At 69.2% G+C, this 14,043-nt stretch carries 14 protein-coding genes; 7 read left to right on the top strand and 7 right to left on the bottom strand.

Annotated features, from left to right (window positions below; all coding sequences use genetic code 11):
• Positions 1 to 36: 36 nt before the first annotated feature.
• Both G6N55_RS10925 and G6N55_RS10920 read right to left on the bottom strand, forming a co-directional pair.
• The gene (locus G6N55_RS10925) at positions 37 to 753 is read right to left on the bottom strand and encodes a TIGR03089 family protein (RefSeq protein WP_197747395.1); all 717 of its coding nucleotides are present in this window, start codon (positions 751 to 753) and stop codon (positions 37 to 39) included.
• A complete protein-coding gene (locus tag G6N55_RS10920) occupies positions 741 to 2,207 on the bottom strand; it encodes an LCP family protein (RefSeq protein ID WP_372517578.1) in 1,467 nt (488 codons plus the stop codon). Before G6N55_RS10920 ends, G6N55_RS10925 begins: the two co-directional genes overlap by 13 nt.
• Positions 2,208 to 2,291: 84 nt before the next feature.
• On the opposite strand from G6N55_RS10920, the gene rfbD reads away from it, so the two are divergent.
• Genes rfbD through manB form a run of 3 tightly spaced genes read left to right on the top strand, consistent with a single transcriptional unit; the run spans position 2,292 to position 5,170 of the window.
• Positions 2,292 to 3,200, top strand: coding sequence for a dTDP-4-dehydrorhamnose reductase (rfbD, locus tag G6N55_RS10915; protein WP_085220013.1), 909 nt, complete (start codon positions 2,292 to 2,294; stop codon positions 3,198 to 3,200).
• Positions 3,193 to 4,089, top strand: coding sequence for a glycosyltransferase family 2 protein (locus G6N55_RS10910; protein ID WP_085220014.1), 897 nt, complete (start codon positions 3,193 to 3,195; stop codon positions 4,087 to 4,089). Before rfbD ends, G6N55_RS10910 begins: the two co-directional genes overlap by 8 nt.
• Before the next feature lies 1 nt (position 4,090).
• Positions 4,091 to 5,170, top strand: a complete 1,080-nt coding sequence (gene manB / locus G6N55_RS10905; RefSeq protein ID WP_085220097.1) for a mannose-1-phosphate guanylyltransferase — start codon at positions 4,091 to 4,093, stop codon at positions 5,168 to 5,170.
• Between the two features lie 73 nt (positions 5,171 to 5,243).
• Here manB and G6N55_RS10900 read toward each other — a convergent pair whose 3' ends face one another.
• From G6N55_RS10900 to cofD, 4 genes are read right to left on the bottom strand one after another with little or no spacing between them, the layout of a single operon-like run.
• A complete protein-coding gene (locus tag G6N55_RS10900) occupies positions 5,244 to 5,780 on the bottom strand; it encodes an NUDIX domain-containing protein (RefSeq protein ID WP_085220098.1) in 537 nt (178 codons plus the stop codon).
• Positions 5,777 to 7,366: an Eco57I restriction-modification methylase domain-containing protein gene (locus G6N55_RS10895; RefSeq protein WP_085220015.1), complete on the bottom strand. Its 1,590-nt coding sequence runs from the start codon at positions 7,364 to 7,366 to the stop codon at positions 5,777 to 5,779. Before G6N55_RS10895 ends, G6N55_RS10900 begins: the two co-directional genes overlap by 4 nt.
• Positions 7,367 to 7,376: 10 nt before the next feature.
• Positions 7,377 to 8,729: a coenzyme F420-0:L-glutamate ligase gene (locus G6N55_RS10890; RefSeq protein ID WP_085220016.1), complete on the bottom strand. Its 1,353-nt coding sequence runs from the start codon at positions 8,727 to 8,729 to the stop codon at positions 7,377 to 7,379.
• Complete coding sequence (gene cofD, locus G6N55_RS10885) at positions 8,726 to 9,715, bottom strand: 2-phospho-L-lactate transferase (protein ID WP_085220017.1); 990 nt, start codon at positions 9,713 to 9,715, stop codon at positions 8,726 to 8,728. Before cofD ends, G6N55_RS10890 begins: the two co-directional genes overlap by 4 nt.
• A gap of 290 nt (positions 9,716 to 10,005) precedes the next feature.
• On the opposite strand from cofD, the gene G6N55_RS10880 reads away from it, so the two are divergent.
• Entirely contained in the window at positions 10,006 to 10,377 is a 372-nt protein-coding gene (locus G6N55_RS10880) for a WhiB family transcriptional regulator (RefSeq protein WP_308206467.1), read from the top strand.
• Positions 10,378 to 10,388: 11 nt separating this feature from the next.
• Here the strand turns inward: G6N55_RS10880 and G6N55_RS10875 are convergent, their stop codons facing one another.
• Positions 10,389 to 10,811, bottom strand: a complete 423-nt coding sequence (locus tag G6N55_RS10875; protein WP_085220018.1) for a metallopeptidase family protein — start codon at positions 10,809 to 10,811, stop codon at positions 10,389 to 10,391.
• Between the two features lie 173 nt (positions 10,812 to 10,984).
• Here G6N55_RS10875 and G6N55_RS10870 point away from each other — a divergent pair, with 173 nt between their 5' ends.
• From G6N55_RS10870 to G6N55_RS10860, 3 genes are all read left to right on the top strand, one after another.
• On the top strand, positions 10,985 to 11,458 hold the full coding sequence (locus tag G6N55_RS10870) for a DUF3499 domain-containing protein (RefSeq protein WP_197747394.1): 474 nt from the start codon (positions 10,985 to 10,987) through the stop codon (positions 11,456 to 11,458).
• Between the two features lie 67 nt (positions 11,459 to 11,525).
• Positions 11,526 to 12,923, top strand: a complete 1,398-nt coding sequence (locus G6N55_RS10865) for a phosphomannomutase/phosphoglucomutase (RefSeq protein ID WP_085220019.1) — start codon at positions 11,526 to 11,528, stop codon at positions 12,921 to 12,923.
• Complete coding sequence (locus G6N55_RS10860) at positions 12,920 to 14,035, top strand: TobH protein (RefSeq protein WP_085220020.1); 1,116 nt, start codon at positions 12,920 to 12,922, stop codon at positions 14,033 to 14,035. The genes G6N55_RS10865 and G6N55_RS10860 overlap by 4 nt, the downstream gene beginning before the upstream one ends.
• Positions 14,036 to 14,043: the final 8 nt, after the last annotated feature.

The following is a 14,043-nucleotide window of genomic DNA, read 5'->3' as shown; positions in this document are numbered from 1 at the left end:
AAATCAACATCGACGTATTGCAATATCAATATGCGTTCAGAGGACGCGGGTGACCTTCTCGGTCTCGACGCGGCGCTGCAGTGTCGCCGGATCGAGGTTCGCCACCTGCACCAGCGACGCGCCGACGGCCATGATCGCCAGCAGGCCGTCGACCAGCTCGGCGGGGCCGGGCCACGCGGCGGTCGAGAGCACCCGATCCGCGGACGCCAAACCCCGTGCCGCCGCCGAGGTTTCACAGTCGGCCAGGATCTCATCGACGGAGCGGCCGGCCAGCGCGGCGCCGGGATGGCGTGCGGCGACGATCTGGTCGCCGTGCACCCGCACCGCGGTGGCGTAATCGGTGACGCCGATCGGCAGGTCGGGCGCCGGACGACCGAACGGATCCAGCGACAAGACCGCGACCTCGCCGCCGGCAACGGCGGAGTCGGCCTCGTCCAGCCGCTCGGCGGTGCACAGCGCGAGGTCGGCCGGGCCGTCGAGTACGGCCTCGGCGCCGATCCACCACACCCCGAACAAGACCGCCGCGGTCTGCCAGTGCGCCGGAAGCAAGATCGCCACCCGGCTGTCCGGTCCCGCGCCCAGCTCGTCGCGTAACAGGTTGCCGGTCTTGGCCGCCCAGTTGGCCAGCGTCACCGCGGACAACTCGATGCGCTCGCCGGTGGCGTCGTCGTAGTAGGTGATGCGCGGACCGACCGGGTCGGCGCGCAGCATCGGATCGAGGATCGCTGCCGACAAGGTGGTCAGTTGATGCACTCCGGCTTGTCGCTCCCGGCCGTCAGGATCGGCGAGGGCGCTGGGACATTCGGGTCGGTGGCCGACTGGTTCGTCACCCGCGCCGGGGCCGTCGTGCTGCCGGACAGGCCCGAGCCCGGTCCGGTGTAGTCGTTTGCCAGCACCACGCGGACCGATCCCGGCGCCAACGATGCATCCGGCACGACGGGCAACCCGCCCAGCTCCTTGGCGACTTCCTGCGCTCCCATGTCGTCGGGTTTGTTGGCGCGCACCTGGCTGGACTTGACGTGGCCGCCGTCGTTGTTGCCGGCGGCGCCGGTGGTAAATCCCTTGGAGCTCAACACGTCTGACACCGCGGCCGCCAGTCCGTTGATGTCGGTGTCGTTGACCACGGTGGCGGTGGTCTTTGCGGGTGTGTACGCGATTTCCTCGGTCTTGCCCTGATCCTGTTGGTGCAGCAGGCCGGCGACCCAGTCCTGAACCTGGTGCGCGTCCACCCGGACCACGCTCTGCATGCCGTCGTCACTCCAGCCGGCTCCGTCGAGCACCGGGATAGTGGCAAAGGCGACGTTACCGCCGGCCAGCTTCTGCAATTGCTGGACGAAATCCATTACGTCCCAACCCTGGGAGATCACCACCGAGCGCTGCACCGCCGCCTCCAGCCGCTTCAGTGTGGTGGGGCTGGACAGCGTCTTGCCGGAGATCACCCGGTGTGCGAGCGAGGCCATCACGACCTGCTGGCGCACCACCCGGTCGAGGTCGCCACGTGGCAGATCGTGGCGTTGGCGCACGAAGCTCAGCGCCTCGGCGCCGTCCAGCTTCTGCGGCCCGGCCGGGAAGTCGGCACCCGAAAATGGTTCATACACCGCATCTTTGAGGCACACGTTGACGCCGCCGAGGGCGTCGGTGATCAATGCGAAACCGAGCAGCCCGATCTCGGCATAGTGGTCGACGGTGACACCGGTGAGGTCGGCGACCGTCTTGATCAACGCCTCGCGCCCGGCCTCGGTCCCCTGCGTGGCGGCGTCCTCGGCGGAATCACCGGCTTTGACCAGGTTGGCCCGCTTGGCTTCCCTGGTTTGGCCGTAGACGCCGTTGATCTTCGTCTTGCCCAGGCCGGGGGCCACGACGTAGGAATCGCGCGGAATCGAGATGGCGGTGGCCGACTTCCCGTTGTTCGGTATCCGAACCAGGATGATGGTGTCGGTGTTGGTGGCTTCCTCGTCGCCGGCCTTCAGCGTTGCCAGTTCCTCTTGTGTCAACGCGTTGCCGTGGGCGTCGGTGCGGCTGTCCAGGCCGACCAGCAGGATGTCGATCGCGCCGTCGTCGCCGCCCTTGCCGAGCGACGCTGCCGACATGTGGAAGATGCCGTCTTCAAACGATCGGACGTTGTTCCACGCCACGCCGGTGCCGATGACGACGGCGACGGTTAGCACAGTGGTAATAACACGAACCACACGCTGCACAGGCATCACATTAGGTTACTTGCGGCACAGGCGCTTCTCGGGTAGCCAGCGGCGGCGTGGCCCCAGCTTTCCCGGACATGCCAGACTCGAACCATGTCGGGCAGGATCGTGATCACCGGAGCCGGTGGGCAGCTGGGCGGTTGTTTGGCCGCGCAGGGCGCTGACCAGGGCCGCAACGTCCTTGCCCTGACGTCCGCGCAGTGGGACATCACCGACCCGGCCGCCGCCGAGGCGATCGTGACAAGCGGTGATGTCGTGATCAATTGCGCGGCCTACACCGATGTCGACGGCGCCGAAAGCGACGAAGCGCGGGCCTACTCGGTCAATGCGGCCGCGCCGGCACACATCGCGCGGGCCTGCGCGCGGGCCGGTGCCCGGCTGATTCACGTCTCGACCGACTTCGTGTTCGCCGGCGATTACGCCGATCCCCACCCGTTCGAACCCAGCGACGAGACCACGCCGCGTGGCGTCTACGCGTGCAGCAAGCGCGCCGGGGAGATCGCCGCGCTGGCAGCGCTGCCGGAGCCCTCCCAGTGCGTCGTGGTCCGGACCGCCTGGGTCTACACCGGCGGCACCGGCAAGGACTTCGTCGCGATCATGCGCAAGCTCGCCGCCGGCGACGACCCGATCAAGGTCGTCGACGACCAGGTCGGCTCGCCGACCTATGTCGCCGACCTGGCTGCCGCGCTGCTCCAGGTGGCCGACGACGGCGTCCCCGGGCCGATCCTGCACGCCGCCAACGAGGGCGTCGTCTCGCGTTTCGGGCTGGCCCGCGCGGTGTTCGAGGAGTGTGGCGCCGATCCCGAGCGGGTGCACCCGGTGAGCACCGCGGAATTTCCCCGTCCCGCACCGCGACCGACCTACTCCGCGCTGTCGAGCCGGCAGTCGGCAGCGGCGGGCATGACGCCGCTACGGCCCTGGCGGTCCGCACTTGTCGCCGCGCTGACCGCGTCGGAGGGGGCAGTCGCAGCCGCACGACCGATAATCTCTACGCGTGACTGACGTCCTGCCGGTCGTGACGGTGACCTTCTCGCCGGGCCACCACCTCGAACGTTTTCTGGCTTCGCTGTCGCTGGCCACCGAGCGCCCGGTCAGCGTGCTGATGGCCGACAACGGTTCCACCGATGGCGCCCCGCAGGCTGCCGTGGAGCGCTACCCGAATGTGCGGTTCTTCAGCACCGGAGGCAACCTCGGGTACGGAACCGCGGTCAATCGCGCGATCGAGCATCTCGGCGAGCGCGGGGAGATCGACGACTGGGTGCTGGTGGCCAATCCGGACGTGCAGTGGGGGCCGAACAGCATCGACGCGCTGCTGGAGGCGGCCGCCCGCTGGCCGCAGGCCGGCGCGCTGGGGCCGCTGATCCACGACCCGGACGGCTCGGTGTATCCGTCGGCACGCCACCTGCCCAGCCTGATCCGCGGCGGCATGCACGCCGTGATCGGGCCGTTCTGGAAGCGCAATCCCTGGACGGCCGCGTACCGCCAGGAGCGCCTCGAGCCCAGCGAGCGGCCGGTGGGCTGGCTGTCGGGATCGTGCCTGCTGCTGCGCCGCTCGGCGTTCGGTCAGATCGGCGGATTCGACGAGCGCTACTTCATGTATATGGAGGACGTCGACCTCGGCGACCGGCTGGGCAAGGCCGGCTGGCTCAACGTCTACGTGCCGTCGGCCGAAGTGCTGCACCACAAGGGCCACTCCACCGGCGACGATCCGGCCAGCCATTTGGCGGCGCACCACCGGAGCACCTATATCTTTCTGGCCGACCGGCATACCGGTTGGTGGCTGGCTCCGCTGCGCTGGACGTTGCGGGCCTCGTTGGCGCTGCGCTCGGCTCTGATGGTGCGCAGCTCGCGCCGGCAGCGTGCGCAGAAGCCGGCAGAAGGGCGGCACTGAGTTGGCGATTCCCCCGGTCGATGCGGTAATTCTGGTCGGCGGCAAGGGCACTCGGTTGCGGCCGTTGACGCTGTCGGCGCCCAAGCCGATGCTGCCGACGGCCGGAGTGCCGTTTCTCACCCACATGTTGTCGCGCATCGCCGCGGCCGGCGTCGAGCACGTCATCCTCAGCACCTCCTACAAGGCCGGGGTGTTCGAGGCAGAGTTCGGTGACGGGTCCGCGCTCGGGCTGGAGATCGACTACGTCACCGAGGAAGAACCGCTGGGAACAGGCGGCGGCATCGCCAACATCGCCGACAAGCTGCGTCACGACACCGCGCTGGTGTTCAACGGCGACGTGCTCTCCGGTGCCGACCTCGGCGAGCTGGTGGAGTCGCACCGGGCCAACGAGGCCGACGTGACGCTGCACCTGGTTCGGGTGGGCGATCCGCGCGCGTTCGGTTGCGTGCCCACCGACGAGAACAACCGAGTGATGGCCTTTCTGGAGAAGACCGAGGATCCGCCGACCGATCAGATCAACGCCGGCACCTATGTCTTCGCGCGCAAGATCATCGACCGGATTCCGCGCGGCCGGCCGGTGTCGGTCGAGCGCGAGGTGTTCCCGTCGCTGCTGTCGGATCCCGACGTCAAGTTCTGCGGCTACGTCGATGCGACGTATTGGCGAGACATGGGCACGCCGGATGACTTCGTCCGCGGATCGTCGGACTTGGTGCGCGGTATCGTCACATCCCCGGCGCTGCACGGACATCGGGGCGAGAAGCTGGTGCACGAGGGCGCGGCGGTGGCGCCCGGTGCGGTGGTGATCGGTGGCACGGTCATCGGACGCGGAGCCGAGATCGGGCCCGGCGTGCGGCTGGACGGCGCGGTGATTTTCGACGGCGTCAAGATCGAGGCCGGCAGCGTGGTCGAGCGCTCCATCGTCGGATTCGGGGCCCGGATCGGTCCGCGGGCGCTGATCCGCGACGGCGTGATCGGTGACGGCGCCGATATCGGTGCGCGCTGCGAGCTGTTGCGCGGCGCCCGGGTGTGGCCGGGTGTCTCCATTCCCGACGGCGGGATCCGCTACTCCAGCGACGTCTGACGGTGATCGCGCGCCGAACGCCCGGCTGGCCGGGTGCTCGGCGTCCAACGCCCGGCTGGCCGGGTGCTCGGCGCTAGGGCTGAGTCGCCCGCGAAACCAGGTGTGCGAGCGCGTAATCGGTGCCGGGCGGCAACGCGTCGGCCGGCCACCACCGCAGGTCCTCGGACTCCTCGCTGATCGCGACCTGCGCGCCCGTCGGCGCATGGGCGACGAATTGCAGGTCCAGGTGCCGGGTCGGGACACCCAGCGAGCAGGTGACCGGGTGGACGTGAATCGCGGCCAGCCGCGGTGTGATTCGTAGATCGGGTACACCGGATTCCTCGACGGCCTCGCGCAGCGCCGCGGTCACGATGTCGGGGTCGTCGTCATCGCAGTGGCCACCGAGCTGCACCCAACGGCGAAGCCGGCGATGCAGGGTCAGCAGCACCCGGGTGCCGGTGTCGTCGAGCACGATCGCCGACGCCGTGACGTGGCCGGCTTCGCATTCGCGGCGGCAGGCGTCGGGGCGGCCGTGCACGAACGCCAGCACGGCGTGCCGCAACGACTCCTGCGCGGGATCGGGTGCCTGCCAGTCGGTGAGGATCGAGATGGCCGAATCGCGGATGCTCATCGGGCGCCGCGTCCGGTCCGGCGGTCGCGCAGCGTGTGCCACGCCGCCCGGCATTGCGCGACGACATCGGGTGACCAGCCGAGCCCGTCGATCAGCACGTGTCGGTCGACGGCGTCGAGCGCCTTCTCGATTTCGTCGGCCTTCAACAGCAGATCGACATCTGCCGCGAGTTCGGCGCCGGCCAGCGCCGATGGGGGAATGGGTAGCTGCTCGGCTTCGGTCGGCTCGAGTTCCAAGATGCCTCCACCATAACTGCGGCCCATGATCTCGGCGAAGGCGAACGTCGCGCTGTTGTGGAACACCGCGGCGAACGCCGCCGGGTCGGCCCGGCTATCGCGGTCGCCGACCAGCCGCACCCGATGCACGGTGTCGGTGCTCGTCGCCGCGGCGGCGTTGACGGTCAGCCGTGGGGCCAGGTGGATCTGGCGCAGCAGGAACAGGTCGGGCACCCACGGCGACGGTGTGCGCCACCACGGCGTCCGGATCGAGCACTTGTAGCCGAGGTGGACACCGTCGGCCTCACCGGCGCCGATGTGCGCGGCCAGCGCGGGATCGGCCGGCTCGTCGGGGGCGTCGAGCAACCAGGTCCGGTGGCCGGCCGCGACATCGCTTGCCCGGCAATCGGAGTCGTAGACCAGGCCGCACAGCTGGCTGCTGCGCGAGACCAGCGGGACGCAGTGGCCCCGCAGGCCCAGCTCGTCGGCCTGCGCATCGGTGAAGGTGAAGAAGCTGTTGCGGCCCGTCACGATGCCGACGTCGACGTCGGCGATGTCCCCGAGCCGTGTCATCGTGTCGGATCCCTTGAGCATCCGCAGCAGTCCGATCGCGGCGGGGTCCAAGAAGTATTTGGTCCACTTCTCCTGTTCGTGCAGCAGGGCGGGCGCGGATTCGACGTCGAGGTCGGCGCCGTCCAGGGCGTCGGCATCGGTGAGACCCAGCGTGCGAATCCGCGCGGGACCCGCGCCGACTATTCCGCAGAACAACACGACTTCCTGCAGGATGCCGTCGAACACCAACCGCCGAAATGTGACCAGAGTGATTTCGCGGTAGCGAGCGAGCAGAAATTCGCGCAATTGTGCGGCATAACCGACTTGCAGCAATTCTGCCGGCAATACCAAACCCACCCGTCCGCCGTCGCGCACCATTACCGTGCTCGCGACGACGAATGGGACCCAGGCATTGGTCAGCCGGCTGGGGCGCAGACCCTCGCGCCGCATCAGCTCCAGCGCCGGCTCGCGCTGCTGCGACGCCCAGTTGCCGAATCGGATGTAGGGCGGGTTGCCCGCGACCCCGTCCCAACCGGTGGCCTCGTTGTCGGCCAGCCAGGTGAACAGGTTCGCGGTGTCGACGGGAGCGAACGCTCGCGACTTTGCGGCCTCGCCGGCCACGAGTTCCACGCCCCGCACCTGGGTGCTGAGCGCGGCCAGCTCGCGCAGGATTCGGCCGTCGCCGCACGAGGGTTCGACGATCCGGGTACCGGCCTCGCGGACCCAGGCTGCCAGAAATCGGGCCACCGAAGCCGGCGTGTAGTACCCGCCGCGGACCTTGTCGGCCGATGCCGCCGCCTTGCCCGCGAACGTCTTCACCGGGTCAGTATCACTTGCGGATCAGCAGATCTCCGGGATTCACCGGGTCGCGCAACCCTCCGGGCTCCGCGGCGTAGCCGATCGCGATGCCGCCCAACGGCTCCCAATCGCCCGGCAGCTCCAGCTCGGCGCGGACCAAATCGGCGGCGAAGATCGTCGAGCCGATCCAGCAGCTGCCCACCCCCCGAACGGCCAGCGCCACCAACAACGCCTGCACGGCCGCTCCGACCGCGACGGTGAACATGGTGTGCTCGGCCTCGGTGCGCTCGGCATCCGAATAGGTGTGGGCGCCGTCGGGCACCAGCATCGGGATGACGACCTCGGGCGCGTCGTAGAGGATCTGACCGCGCGCCACCCGGCGATCGATCGCGTCGTCGGGCTTGCCGTCACCGGCAAGGTCGGTCCGCCACTTGTCCTGCATGCGGTCGAGCAGTCGCGTCCGGGTGGCCGCGGTGCGCAGCCAGACGAACCGCACCGGGCGGGTGTGGTGCGGGGCCGGCGCGGTCAGGGCCTCGGCGACGGCCGCCTCGATCAGCTCCGGCGGCACCGGCTCGTCGCTGAACCGGCGCACCGACCGGCGCAGCAGCTGCGCCTGTGCGCGTCCCTGCTCGATGGCCTCGGCGGTGCCGAGCCAGAACAGGTCTTCGGGACCGGGCCGCAGCAGCTGCCGGGCGGTGGTGCCGTCATCGACCACGGTGAGCCCGCGCACGACGGCCACCGGCATCGCGGTCAGCTTGCCCTTGACCAGATCGGCCGCGGCGGCCACCTCGTCGGCCACGGCGATCTCGGTGACCACCAACTCGTTGCCGTGCTCGTCGACCGCGCCCGAATAGCCGTGCAGCACAGCCAAACCCGCCGCCCCGATCGCGGCGTCGATCTGACCGTTGCGCCACGCCCGGCCCATGGTGTCGGTGATCACCACCGCGACGTCGACGCCGAGCTTCTCGCGCAGTGCCGCGCGCAGCGCCGCCGCACTGCCGTCGGGATCGACCGGCAGCAACGCGAGTTCGCTTCGGCCGACGTTGGATCCGTCCACCCCGGCGGCGGCCTGCACCAGCCCGAGCCGGTTCTCGGTGATCAGCGTGCGACCCTTGCGGGCCAGCACCCGCACGGCCTCGTCCTCGACCAGCTTGCGCCGGAGCTCGTCTCGCTCCTCGGGGTCCTCGGGCGCCGCCACCAGCCGGCCCTCGCATTTGGACACCACCTTGCTGGTGACCACCAGAACGTCGCTGTCGCGCAGCCACGGCGTGGCGGCGGCGATTGCCGCGCCGAGATCGTCGCCGGGGCGGAACTCGGGAAGCCCGGTGACGGGCAGGATCTCGACCGTCGCGGCGGTGCCATGCTCTTTCGGCGAACGGGTCACGGCGCCACGCCCGCAATGTCGAGTCCGGCCCGGACCATGTCGGCCGTCGCCTTGGGGTCGGTCATCAGCAGCGGCACCGCGCGCACCGCGACGCCGTCGATGTCGGCGTGGTCGCCCTCGTGCACCAGCCAGCAATCCAGTATCCCGGTGGCCGCGCGGGCGCCGTAATGCTTGCCGACCGCCTCCGCGGTGGACTCGACCCCGATCACCTCGAGGCAGGCATCGGCCATGCCGCGCAACGGCTTTCCGCCGATGATGGGGGAGTAGCCGACGATCGGCGCGGAAGCCGCCCGCAGCGCGCCGCGAATACCCGGGACGGCCAGGATCGCGCCGACGCTCACCACCGGATTGGACGGCGCCAGCAAGATGATGTCGGCGCCGCCGATGGCGTCGACCGCTTCAGCTGTGGCGCTGGCCGTTTCGGCGCCGACGAACGCGAAGCTGTGTGTTGTCACCTGGGCGCGGTAGCGCACCCACCATTCCTGGAAGTGGATCGCGCGCCGGCTGTCGTCGGCCGGATCGGCGATCACCACATGGGTTTCGCAACGGTCGTCACTGGCGGGCAGCAGGTGTGCGCCCGGTTGCCAACGGTCGCACAGCGCGGTGGTGATCGCCGAGAGCGGGTAGCCGGCGTTGAGCATCTGGGTGCGCACCAGGTGGGTGCCGAGATCGCGGTCGCCGAGCTGGAACCAGTCCGGCTGCACGCCGTAGCGTGCCAATTCCTCTTTCGCGTGCCAGGTTTCGTCCCGATGGCCCCACCCGCGCTCGGGGTCTACGCCTCCACCTAAGGTATACATGCAGGTGTCCAAATCCGGACAAACCCGAACCCCATGAATCCAGGCATCGTCGCCAATGTTGACGACGGCGGTCAGCTCATGGCCGGAATCTTGTCCCCCGGCTGCGAACTGACCCAGTCCGAGTAATTGTTGAACACCCAGCAGGAACCGGGCGCCGCCGACCCCGCCGACCAGAACGGTGACCTTCACATCGGACGACAGTACCGGCCGGGGACTTTGGTGAGCCTTTGTGACGGACACGCCGAAGGGGCGAAATAACAGAAACGCCGGAAATTGATCACGAGATGGTATGGAAAATCGCCGAAACGCTTGACCCGGCAGAATAACCCGTGTCTAATCACATCAGTGTCATTCCCGGTTGGCCGGCCGGTTCCGGTGTCGCAGACCGAGATTCGATCACTTGTTCGAATTGTCTGTCACATCAGAACAGCGGGACACAACCACTCTCTCAAAGACCAAGCTGAGGAGGCGTACGACGCATGTCTTACGAGCACCTACGGGGCGTCATGCCAAGCGCTGAGCGCGCCACGATCAGCTCCGCGCCGGCGCCGATTTCACGGCCCCACTTGACCGTGGTCCCTGATGCGCCAATAGCATTCGAGCCCGAGCCGTTGCCCGAGGCCGAACTCACTCCGGACCAATGGCAGGACCGCGCGCTGTGCGCGCAGACCGACCCCGAGGCCTTCTTTCCGGAGAAGGGCGGGTCGACCCGCGAGGCCAAGAAGATCTGCCTGGGCTGCGAGGTACGTCATGAGTGCCTGGAGTACGCCCTGGCACACGACGAGCGCTTCGGCATCTGGGGTGGTCTCTCCGAGCGTGAGCGCCGCCGCCTCAAGCGCGGCATCATCTGAGCCGACAAAACCTATTCGTCGTCGATCGTCGGGTCGATGACCGTGGGTTCTACGTCGAGATAGATGGCCACCTGAGCCACCAGAATCTCGTGCAATAACTCGCCAAGTTCGACGGTGTCTTTGGCGCGTCGTTCGATGGGCTTGCGGAACAAGACAATTCGTGCCCGCGTCGGGTTTCCCCGGACGTCGACCCCGGCGGGGATCAGCCGGGCCAGTGCGATCGGTCCGTCGGCGACGACCTCGGGCGGCCACTGCACGCTTTCGGGATCCTTGGCGGCGATGCGGGGAATCTCGTCGACAGCGACGTCGAGTTCCGACACTCGAGATTGCCAGCGTCGCTCGATAGGTTCGTAGGCTTCCAGCACCGCCATGTCGAATCGCTCGGCCCGGCTGCGCCATCCCGGCACCGTCGGCGGCAGCAAAGGCCCGCGCATATCGCGGCCGCGCCGAGTTGCCCGGTGCCCGGGCGTTCGGCCCGACGGCCGTCCGTTCCGCGGGAAACTGCGCGAATCACCCACGCGCCGATGGTAACGGTTGGACATCGTGCGCCGAACGGTTGCGCGTGTCCGGCGCTTCGGCGGCGTTTTCGCACGATAGCCTTTCCGACGTGAACGTTCCCCGTCGCTGCTGCCGGCCCGGGTGCCCGCATTACGCCGTGGCGACCTTGACGTTCGTCTATTCGGACTCGACGGCAGTCGTAGGCCCACTCGCGACCGCGCGCGAGCCGCATTCGTGGGATTTGTGCGTCGGCCACGCCAGCCGGATCACCGCGCCCCGCGGATGGGAGCTGGTGCGCCACGCCGGCCCGCTTAATTCGGAGCCCACCAATCCCGACGAAGACGACCTGGTCGCGCTCGCCGACGCCGTGCGCGAAGGCGGTTCCGCCGAGGCGGCCGTACCGTACGCGGGCGGCACCGGCATGCCGCTGAACGGATTTCCCCCGCAAGCGGGAGGTACCCCGCGCCTGCACCACACCGGAGCTCAGGCCACCGCACCCAGTAGCAATCTGTTCGCGCCGCCGGAAAAACGGTCCGGTCGCCGCCGGGGACATCTGCGGGTGTTGCCCGATCCGTCGGACTAGGGGGACGCTCGGGCCGATAGGCTGACGCCAAGAGCCAAATCAATCCATGGCGTCAAGGAGGCCCCGCATGTCTCGGCCCGCCGCGACTGTCCACCGTGTCATCAAGGCTTATGACATCCGTGGGCTGGTCGGCGAAGAGATCGACGAGTCGATGGTCGCCGACATCGGGGCCGCGTTCGCCGCGTTGATGCGTGGCGAAGGCGCGCAGCGCGTGGTGATCGGACACGACATGCGCGACAGTTCGCCGTCGCTCGCCGCTGCCTTCGCGACCGGGGTGACCGGCCAGGGCCTGGACGTGGTGCGGATCGGGTTGGCATCGACCGACCAGCTGTACTTCGCCTCGGGGACGCTCAATTGTCCGGGCGCGATGTTCACCGCCAGTCACAACCCCGCCGCCTACAACGGCATCAAGCTCTGCCGGGCCGCCGCCTTGCCGGTCGGCGCCGACACGGGGCTGAAGGTGATCACCGAAGACCTGATCGCCGGGGTACCGGCCTACGACGGGAAACCGGGGACTACCACCGATCGCGACGTGCTCTCCGGCTACGGCGAATTCCTGCGGTCGCTGGTGGCGACCTCCGGATTGCGACCGCTGCGGGTGGCGGTCGACGCGGGCAACGGGATGGCCGGTCATACGACTCCGGCGGTGCTCGGCGCCATCGACTCGATCACGTTGTTGCCGTTGTACTTCGAGCTCGACGGGTCGTTTCCCAATCACGAGGCGAACCCGCTGGACGCGGCCAACCTGCTGGATCTGCAGTTCTACGTCCGCGAAACCGGTGCCGACATCGGACTGGCCTTCGACGGCGACGCCGACCGGTGCTTCGTGGTCGACGAGCGCGGCATGCCGGTCTCTCCGTCGACGGTGACGAGCCTGGTGGCCGCGCGTGAGCTCGGCCGGGAAATCGGCGCCACCGTCATCCACAACCTGATCACGTCGCGCGCGGTGCCCGAACTGGTCTCCGAGCGCGGCGGCACACCCCTGCGCTCGCGCGTCGGACACTCCTATATCAAGACGCTGATGGCCGAAACCGGCGCGATCTTCGGCGGCGAGCATTCCGCGCACTACTACTTCCGTGACTTCTGGGGCGCCGACTCGGGGATGCTGGCCGCGCTGTATGTCCTGGCCGCCCTCGGGGAGCAGGACCGGCCGCTGTCCGAGCTGACCGCGGACTACCAGCGCTACGAATCCTCCGGCGAGATCAATTTCAGGGTGGCCGACGCCGCGGCGTGCGTGGACGCCGTGTTGAAGTCGTTCAGCAGCCGGATCCACTCCATCGATCACCTGGACGGGGTGACGGTCGATTTGGGCGAGGGCAGCTGGTTCAATCTGCGTACGTCCAACACCGAGCCACTGCTGCGGCTCAATGCCGAGGGCCGCACCACCGAGGATGTCGACGCGATGATCGCCGAGATCAGCGCCGAGATCGCCGGCCAGGTGCAGCGCAACGAGGGCGTGCCGTGAACGCCACCCGGGCGATCGACCTCGAAGACACCGACGGCCTGATCTCCGCCGACCGGCAGGGCATGTTGCGGTCCGCCTCGTCGTCCGGTGCGCAGGTGCGCGCGATCGCCGCGGCGGTCGACGAAGGTGAGCTGGACTCGCTGCGCACCGGCGACCGCCCGCGCAGCGTGATCTGGGTGGCCGGGCGGGGAACCGCCGAGACGGCGGGGACGATGCTGGCCGCGACGCAGGGCGGCGCGGCGTCGGCGCCGATCGCGATCCTCAGCGAGGCCCCGCCGTGGGTGGGGCCGCTCGATGTGCTGGTCGTCGCGGGCGACGACCCGGGCGATCCGGCCCTCGTCGGTGCCGCCGCGACCGGGGTGCGCCGCGGTGCGCGGGTGGTCGTGGTCGCCTCGTACGAAGGTCCGCTGCGCGACGCCACGGCCGGCCGCGCCGCGGTGCTGGCGCCGCGGCTGTGGCTGCCCGACGAGTTCGGCTTGTGCCGGTATCTGGCCGCCGGCCTGGCCACGCTGCAAGCGGTGGACCCGCGCCTGGACATCGACGTGCCCGCACTCGCCGACGAGCTGGATGCCGAGGCGCTGCGCAACAGCGCGGGCCGCGAGCTATTCACCAACCCGGCCAAGGCCATTGCCGCCCGGCTGTCCGAGCACCGGGTCGCGCTGGCCGGTGACGACGCGGCGACGCTGGCGCTGGCCCGGCACGGCAGTTCGGTTCTGCTGCGGATCGCGCACCACGTGGTCGCGGCGGCCGGGCTGGCCGATGCGGTGGTGGCGCTGCGCGAGCCGGACTTCGGCTCCGGATTGGGCCAAGCGGCGTCGTCGGTGGACGCGCTGTTTCACGACGAGGAGATCGACGGACCGTTGCCGCAGCGGATGCGGGTGCTGGCGCTGACCCTGTCCGGGGATCGGACGGTGGCGGCCGCGCGGGTCGCCGGCCTCGACGACGTCCACCTGATCGCGGCCCAGGACGTGCCCGAGGTGTCGGACAGCGAGGACGGCGTGGCCGGACCCCCGCGTGAGCCGGCCGGTGCCGGGCGTGCCGAGCAGCAACTGGCAGTATTGGCCGTTCGGCTGGAGATGGCCGCCGTTTACTTGAGACTGGTGCGGGGATAGATAGACAA

The sequence above is a fragment of the Mycobacterium florentinum genome (genome assembly GCF_010730355.1).
GTDB classification, from domain to species: Bacteria; Actinomycetota; Actinomycetes; order Mycobacteriales; family Mycobacteriaceae; genus Mycobacterium; species Mycobacterium florentinum.
The sequence above is the reverse complement of the archived record's forward strand: the minus strand, read 5'-3'. Positions and strand labels throughout refer to the sequence as shown.

Coding starts and splice junctions, on each gene's coding strand:
- rfbD (WP_085220013.1), top strand. CDS start 2,292: ATGTCGGGCAGGATCGTGATCACCGGAGCCGGTGGGCAGCTGGGCGGT.
- G6N55_RS10900 (WP_085220098.1), bottom strand. CDS start 5,780: ATGAGCATCCGCGATTCGGCCATCTCGATCCTCACCGACTGGCAGGCA.
- G6N55_RS10880 (WP_308206467.1), top strand. CDS start 10,006: ATGTCTTACGAGCACCTACGGGGCGTCATGCCAAGCGCTGAGCGCGCC.
- G6N55_RS10875 (WP_085220018.1), bottom strand. CDS start 10,811: ATGCGCGGGCCTTTGCTGCCGCCGACGGTGCCGGGATGGCGCAGCCGG.
- G6N55_RS10865 (WP_085220019.1), top strand. CDS start 11,526: ATGTCTCGGCCCGCCGCGACTGTCCACCGTGTCATCAAGGCTTATGAC.